The sequence below is a fragment of the Actinomycetota bacterium genome (assembly GCA_005888325.1).
GTDB lineage: Bacteria > Actinomycetota > Acidimicrobiia > Acidimicrobiales > AC-14 > AC-14.
On sequence record VAWU01000046.1, the window covers coordinates 22,225 to 28,245 of the forward strand.

4 protein-coding genes and 1 pseudogene (1 of these 5 only partly in view) are annotated in these 6,021 nt (G+C 69.9%); 4 read left to right on the forward strand and 1 reads right to left on the reverse strand.

Annotated features, from left to right (window positions below):
- A pseudogene (locus E6G06_15135) lies at nt 1–691 on the reverse strand (aminopeptidase P family protein) (it extends 459 nt beyond the left edge of the window).
- Nucleotides 692–893: 202 nt separating this feature from the next.
- Between E6G06_15135 and E6G06_15140 the strand changes: the two are divergent.
- The 4 genes from E6G06_15140 to E6G06_15155 all read left to right on the forward strand — a co-directional run bounded on the left by E6G06_15140 (nt 894) and on the right by E6G06_15155 (nt 5,093).
- Nucleotides 894–2,102, forward strand: coding sequence for a cytochrome P450 (locus E6G06_15140; protein ID TML89116.1), 1,209 nt, complete (start codon nt 894–896; stop codon nt 2,100–2,102).
- A 206-nt stretch (nt 2,103–2,308) separates the two neighbouring features.
- Nucleotides 2,309–2,716, forward strand: a complete 408-nt coding sequence (locus E6G06_15145) for a hypothetical protein (protein TML89117.1) — start codon at nt 2,309–2,311, stop codon at nt 2,714–2,716.
- On the forward strand, nt 2,713–3,966 hold the full coding sequence (locus tag E6G06_15150; GenBank protein TML89118.1) for a glycosyltransferase: 1,254 nt from the start codon (nt 2,713–2,715) through the stop codon (nt 3,964–3,966). Before E6G06_15145 ends, E6G06_15150 begins: the two co-directional genes overlap by 4 nt.
- 260 nt (nt 3,967–4,226) lie before the next feature.
- Nucleotides 4,227–5,093 carry a hypothetical protein gene (locus E6G06_15155; protein TML89119.1) on the forward strand — a complete coding sequence of 289 codons (867 nt, stop codon included), beginning with the start codon at nt 4,227–4,229 and terminating at the stop codon, nt 5,091–5,093.
- The last annotated feature ends 928 nt before the right edge of the window (nt 5,094–6,021 follow it).

Sequence of the window (6,021 nt, forward strand, 5' to 3'; positions counted from 1 at the left end):
CGGTGGTGACAGTGGGGAAGACGAGGTCGCCGGTGACCGAGCCGGGCCCCGCCGCGACCGAGTCGGGCATGGCCTGCCAGATCGGGTCGACGGTGTTCTGATGCGCGCCGAGCTCGAACGCGCGGCGGAGGAACAGACCCGACAGCTCGACGCCGCGAATCCCCGGACGGAGCGCAGCCTGCACGTCGAGCATCGCTTGCTCATTGATCCACTGCGCGGTGCGGATGCACGCGAGCTCGTCGGGCGTCTTGCACAACCTGACCTCGCTCATGAGCGACGCCGCGGCGTCGCCGGGAGCCGCGTCGGCCAGGCGCGCGGTCCAGGCCCGCCGCAGCGCCATCGTCCACTCGTCGAGCAGGATCCTGCCGCCCGAGCCGCCACCGGTGCGGTCGCCGACGAAGGTCACCAGCGCCCCTGCCCCCGCGTCGCACTCCACGTCGAGGCCGGCATGCACGTGGTCGGCGGGGTGATCAGCCGGAACGCCGTCAGGGTGATGCGTGAAGAGGTGCACAACGGGATCGCCGTTCAGCACGACAGCGACGTTGCGGAAGTGCGACGCGCGCCCCTGGTCGGCAGCGACCACCCTCGCCCCCGTCGCCCACCGTACGTTCGTCGCGCCGAGCAACACCGCGGCCGCCACGTCCTGGCCGGCGAGGGCGTCGTGCAACTTCGTCCTGCGATCGACTCGCATGCGGGCCAGGTCGGGCCCCGCCGGACGCGCGGTCGTCACCGGGGGACGCGGTACGCGTCGACCGCGTTGCAGCCCATGATCGCCCGCGGGTCCTCGACCGTCAGGTCGTCGGGCTCCATGGTGGGACCGTCACCGTCCACGATCAGTGCCTTCCATCCGCACCCCTCGCGCCGTCGCTCGTCGCTGCATAGCATCGCCGATCATGGCGAGGACGTTCGACCCCTTCGACGCCGATCAGGTCCAGGGCGCCTGGTCGCTGCTCGAAGAGTTGCGCCACGGCGGACCGTTGGCGGCGATCGGCGACGGGATGGTCTACGTCACCCGCTACGCGGAGTGCAGCGATGTGCTGCGTGACGCGACCGCGTTCTCCAATGCTTCGGGGTTCAAGGCTCCGGGCGTCGTCGTGCCGCCCGAAGACCGGATCCTGGGTGAGATGGACCCGCCACAGCACACGGCGGTGCGCAGGGTGATGGTGACGGCCCTCACACCGAAGGTGGTGCGGTCCGCCGAGCCCTTCATCCGCCGAACCGCCGCCGACCTGCTGGCGGCGCTACCCGTACCCGGGCGCGCCGACCTGGTTCCCGCCTACACCGTTCCCCTCCCCAATCGGGTGACCGTGCATCTGCTCGGGCTTCCCGCGGAGGATGCGGACACCATCGCGGGCTGGGCGAAGGAGCTGATGGTGAGCGGCTTTCCCGCGAGCAACCGGTCCGAACGGGGCGAGGGCTTCGCCAATGCCTTCCCCGAGTTCGCGGGCTACATCGACAACAAGATCGCGGCGCGTGCCGCCGCACTCGAGGCCGGCGACAACGAACATCCAGACGAGGTGGTCACCCGCCTACTGCAGCTCGAGGTCGACGGCGAGCGCCTGAGTCGACGCCAGCTCCGGGCGCTCGTCCGCAACCTCATCACGGGCGGGCTCACCACGACGAGCCAGCTCCTGGGCAACCTCATCCATCACGTCCTCACCTCCGCCGGGCTCGAAGCTGCGGTGCGGTCCGAGCCTCGGAGGCTCGCGGGCGCTATCGAGGAGAGCCTGCGCCTGCGCCCTCCGGTGATGTTCGTCATCCGGGGATGCGTGGAAAACACCGCCGTCGGGGGCGACCCGGTTCGCGCCGGTGAGCGGGTCGTGGTCGGGAGCGCGTCGGCGAACCGCGACGATCGGGTCTTCGCCAACCCCGACGAGTTCCGCCCGGACCGGGACAACGCGGATCATCACCTCACCTTCGGCTGGGGACCCCATGTGTGCCCCGGAGCGAGCCTGGCGCGCACTGTCGCCCGCATCGGGATGGAGACGCTGCTCGAGCGGTTTCCGACCGGCGCGCTGTCGACGGCACCCGACTACCGGTACGAGAACGTGCCCACGTTCTTCGAGTGTGGCCCCCGCAGCCTGCTGGTCGAGCTCTCCTAGAGCCCTGACCGGCAACGTCTGCCGCGTCTCCCGGCCAGATGACGCCGCTCGCGGCGTTCTCGTCCGCCCGCCTAAAGGACCCGTGGTTGCCATCCCCAACATGCTGTAGCGCAGAATCTCTTGCGAGGCTTACGGCGATGTCGTTTCGAGTCCACGCCAGTGATGTCAAAGGGCGCTTGGCGGAACAACCGTCTTCGGCCGCGCCGGTGACGACAACGTCACCCGAATCGCGCCTTGCGTGCGCATTTACTCGCGCGTTCGTCGGTGTCGGACGCGGCGAGCCGCTCGCGCCGTCGCGCCACGTCGAGGATCTCGTCGAACTCGTCGGCCTGCATCCCCGCCATCCGGCGAACGGCTGTTTCGAGGTCGTCGGGCCCGATGCGGTTCCCGATGCCGAGCTCTGCCAGACCATCGTCGAGATCGGTATCCCCCCGATCGGCCACGTCATCACGGCAGTCGTGCGCGTCGTCAACGGGCCCGGCCCGCTCGCACGCGCCGCCAGGCGCGACGGGTACGCCCCCGTCGATACCCACCCCGTCCGGGCCCAGTTCGACTGGAGCCCGCTCGCCCTCGGGGACCGGGTCGCGCCGGCGGTGCACGAGGCAGTCGCATGACGCGGGTGCTGACGGTGCTGCCGGCGATGCCACTCCCAGCAACGGCGGGACTCCAGCTCAGGATGATGGAGGAGCTCCAGATCGTCCGGGCGCTCGGCTGTCACACCACCGTGCTCGCGTTCCAGACGGAAGACGATGACCCCGGCGCTGAGCGGTTGAGCACCCTCTGCGACGAGGCGATCGCGGGAGGGCCGAGGGTTCCCCACCACGCCTTCTCGACGACTGAGCGTGCGCAGCAACGCCTGCAGTTCGTCTACAACGCGCTGCGCCACCGACGGGGTGACATCTATCCGCTCTCCGTCCGCTACGACCGGATGGGAGCAGAGGATGTCGTCGCCGAAGCCGTCGCACGGACGAAGCCCGACTTCGTGATCCTTCCGTCGTTCCTGTCGCACTACGCCCCGGTCGTGGCGCGCGCCGGCAGCGGCACGGTCATTGATGCTGCCGATGTCCTGAGCGGCCTCACCCGCGCCTTCGTGCGGGAGTACGGCGCCCGCAACCCGCTCAAGCTCCCGGGTCTCGTCGCCAACCGTCTCGCGGCGCGCGCCCAGGAGCGTCTGTTCCTTCCCGACGTGGACGAGATCTGGTGTACGTGGGAGCCGGAGGTGGCTCGGCTCGCGGTGACCTCCGGCAACCGCCATGTAATCGTCGTGCCCAACGCCATCCCCGCGTCCTCGATCTCCCCGTCGCGCCTGCCCGACAGGCCGATCGTGGGCTTCATCGGCACCTATGCGTACACCCCCACCCTCGACGCGGCCATCATGCTCGTTGACGACGTGCTTCCGTTGCTTCGGGTCCTCGCGCCCGAGGTGCGCGTCCGCCTCGCAGGCACCGGCATGCCCGCTGGGATCGAGCAGCGGCTGAGCCTCACCCCGAACGTGCAGGTGATGGGTCCCGTCGGCGACGCCGCGGGGTTCGTGGCGGGTTGTCGAGTCATGGCACTGCCCGTCCGCCGGCCCGGCGGCGTGCCGTTCAAGCTCATCGAGGCCATGGCCGCACAGCGACCCGTCGTCGCCACCAGCGCGCTCGCGAGCGGGCTGGAGTTTCCCAGCGGCCAGGCCTTGCTCATCGCGGACTCCCCGCGCGAGCTGGCCGACGCCATCCAGCTCGTGCTCTCCGACAACGAGCTCGCCACGCGTCTCGCATCCGACGCCCGCCGGGCCTTCGAGCAGGAGCTCTCCACCGAGGCGGTCACCGCTCGGCTCACGGCGTCGAGCGTGCTCGCCGGCAGGCCACATGCCGCGGAGTAGGCCGCTGCGGACTTCTGATTCAGCGATGCGAGCCCGGCCAGTGTCTCGATGAGGGCCGCGGTCCCGGAGGGGGTGCGCTCTGCGTATGTCCTTGCCGTTGCTGTCTCGGTGCGCCGACGGGGGGCCTGCACCACTCGCATTTTGCAGTCACCCCAGAGCGTTCCGAGCGGTGGTACTAATGACACAGACCTCAGTGCCCCCGCAGTGGCCGACCGAAACGATGACGCGCCTAGCGCGTCACTCCACCAAGGATGGCCACCATGGCAATGCACGAAACAACGGGCGGCGCTGACGATCAGATCGAGAGCAACGCGCCCTCGTCCGTCGCGTCCACCTCCGACGACCCGACCGGGAAGACGAGCCAGAAGCGGATCGACGCCAACCGGCGCAACGCCCAGCGTTCGACCGGTCCCCGGACCGAGGACGGCAAGGCGGCGAGCTCGAGGAACGCCGTTCGGCACGGCGTCTACGGCTCGCCGGTCCCCGTGCCCCGCGGCCTGTTCCGCGAGGACCCGGAGCACGTGGCCGCGGTCATCGAGGAGACCGTGGCGACCCTCAAGCCCAACAACGCGATGGCGCTCACGGCCGCCCACCAGTTCGCCGCGGTCAATGTGCGGTTGGGCCGACTCGAGCGCCTCGAAGCCGAGCGCATGGCCGGCGCATCCCATGGGGAGGAGCATGGACTGGAGGAGCGGTACTCCTTGTGCCTCGAGGGGATGGCCGCCCGCATCGACTCGGACCTCGACGCCCTCTCCGCCGAAGAGTGGCGCGAGGTCGCCTGCTTCCTCGCGATCGACAATGACGTCGAGGAGATCATCATCGCCGCCGACCCCAACGCGGACGGCGAGACGCTCTCGGTCGACGACCCGGCGTGGGAGTACCTCGGTCGCGACCTGGTCGACGAGTACTTCGACTCGCCCGGTGACTTCGCCGCCGAGCTTCGCGCCCGGGTGGCGCCGGGTCGAGAAGCGAGGGGCGAGGCCTACGACAAGGCGCTCGAGCGGGCGGCGAAGTTGCTGATCGACGAGGGTCCGCTCGAGAAGTGCTCGCTCATCCGGGCGCGCCTCAGCCGGGAAGCCGACCGGGCGTTCGCCCGCTTCCAGCTCATGCAGGCGCTTCCTTCATGATTTGGAGAAACGAACCCATCGCCGCGAGCTGACCTCCGGGGCTGGCGACAGCGTCGGCGTTGACGCGTTCCCGATTCGGGGGGTTGGCGTTCCCGGGTGATCTCGCGAACTGCTCCCCGCCAGGGTCTTCAAGGTTTTCGACCGGCCCGACGGGGGCGGGGGATGGAGAAAAGATGGCAGAAAACTCTAGGCCGCGTGGTCATCGGGGCCTCAAACGTGGAGGAGAGTGCCGCGTTCGCTCCCAGCGGGCCCGCGACGGTCCGGGATCATGCGTGCGGGCGCGCCGAAGCCCCGGGATGTTCGGGGAGCGGCAGTGGTTCAGGCGGCGAGGGCGGTAGGGTGTCGTCGCCGGTGGCAGTGGAGCGCCAGGCCGTTGACCATGAGCGCGTAACCCAGCAGGTTGAGCAACTGGCGTGCGTGGCCGACGCTGTGGGCGCGGCGCAGCCAGAGGGTGTCATCCAGGTTGCGGTTGATGCTCTCGGCGTCATTGCGACGGGGGTAGAGCCGGGCGAAGTCGGGGTCGGTGGGCGGGATGACCCGGACGTTCTCGGTCCGGTTCAACTTGCGGGCTGCGTCCTCGGGGGTTCCGTGGAGCCGCAGCGTGACGACGCCGGCGCCGAGGTGGTCGGGGAGGCGATAGTCGTTGTACCAGCGGTAGCGGCCCGACTTGTCGGGGTTGCGGTGCGTCCGCACCCTCGTGCGTGCGCGGAAGTGGAGGTCCCCTCGTTCGGTGAGCTCACCGATCCCGACCACCCCGCCCCGGGCGTAGAGCTCGATGGCTCGGGTGCTGCCGTCGGGGAGGGCGATCGTCCGGGTTTCGAGCCGGGTGCTCTTCTCGACTCGCTGTCCGTCGGCGCGCCGCGCCTGCTTGACGCCGGCTTTGGCGGCCGTCACCCGGTTGAGGGGGATGAGGCCGAGGTCGCGCAGC

Bases quoted from the DNA above. Each gene is read 5' to 3' on its own strand.
- E6G06_15140 (TML89116.1), top strand. From the start codon at position 894: ATGGCGAGGACGTTCGACCCCTTCGACGCCGATCAGGTCCAGGGCGCC.
- E6G06_15155 (TML89119.1), top strand. From the start codon at position 4,227: ATGGCAATGCACGAAACAACGGGCGGCGCTGACGATCAGATCGAGAGC.
- E6G06_15150 (TML89118.1), top strand. From the start codon at position 2,713: ATGACGCGGGTGCTGACGGTGCTGCCGGCGATGCCACTCCCAGCAACG.